Here is a 961-nt window from a genome sequence, read left to right as displayed (position 1 = left end):
ACCTTGACCAGGGTCGACTTGCCCGCGCCGTTGTCGCCCACCAGTGCCACGACCTCGCCGGCCTTGACGTCGAGGTCGATGTCGGTGAGCGCCGACACGGCGCCGAACTGCTTGCAGATGCCGCGCAGGCTCAGCACGGTGTCGTTCGGCGGTGGCAGTGGCGCGTCGGTCATGGGCATGGCCCTTTCAGGACTGATTTCCTTCTCCCCCCGCGGGAGAAGGTGCCCTGACGAGGTCAGGGCGGATGAGTGGGCATGGCGCCGCGCTCGGCGACGAACCCCTGATCGGAGGGGACTGCGCTAGGCCCCCTCGTTCTCTCGGCTTCGCGGGCGACCTGGGTTCTATCCCGGCAGGCCGGGATGGGTGTCCGATTCTACCACCAGGGAAGAAGGGGCGCCCGACGCGTATGGCCCTACGGCGTGATGCCGAGCTTCTTGCAGCCAGCGGCGTAGCGGCCGGTACAGAGCACGGAGGCGGGCTCGATCGGTTTGCCGTCGATCATCTTGTCGACGATCTCGGCCTTGAGGTTGTCGGCGGTGATCAGTGTCGGCACGAAGAGCTTGGAGGGCGTGCCGAACAGGGTCTGGTCGGCCTTGGGCGCCTCGCCCTGCAACAGGCCTGCGGCCACGTCGGCGGCAGCGGCGGCCACGATCTCGCTAGGCTTGGAGATCGTGTTGTATTGGTCGCCAGCGATGATGAGCTGCAGCCCCGCGATGGTGGCGTCGTTGCCGCTCACCGGCGGCACGGGGTCGACGCCGGCGGCCTTGAAGGCCGCGATCGAGCCGCCCGCAGTTCCGTCGTTGGCCGCCACCACGCCGACGATTTTCTTCCCGAAGCGCGAGATCTGCCCGGCGACCCACTGCTGGGCCTTGGCGGGAGCCCACTCCGGCGTGTCGTATTCGGCGAGCGTGGCATAGCCGCCCGTGCCGATGCCGGCGTGCATGCCCTTCTTGATGAGGCC

At 68.3% G+C, this 961-nt stretch carries 2 protein-coding genes; both read right to left on the bottom strand.

Annotation, left to right across the window (positions count from 1 at the left end; translation table 11 throughout):
• The coding region (locus tag D3273_RS27885) for an ATP-binding cassette domain-containing protein (RefSeq protein WP_428977819.1) at nucleotides 1-179 on the bottom strand (179 nt) is incomplete at its 3' end.
• 233 nt (nucleotides 180-412) lie between these two features.
• The coding region (locus D3273_RS27880; RefSeq protein WP_165359771.1) for a substrate-binding domain-containing protein at nucleotides 413-961 on the bottom strand (549 nt) is incomplete at its 5' end.

Source organism: Lichenibacterium minor, assembly GCF_004137685.1.
Taxonomy (GTDB): Bacteria; Pseudomonadota; Alphaproteobacteria; order Rhizobiales; family Beijerinckiaceae; genus Lichenihabitans; species Lichenihabitans minor.
The sequence above is the reverse complement of the archived record's forward strand: the minus strand, read 5'-3'. Positions and strand labels throughout refer to the sequence as shown.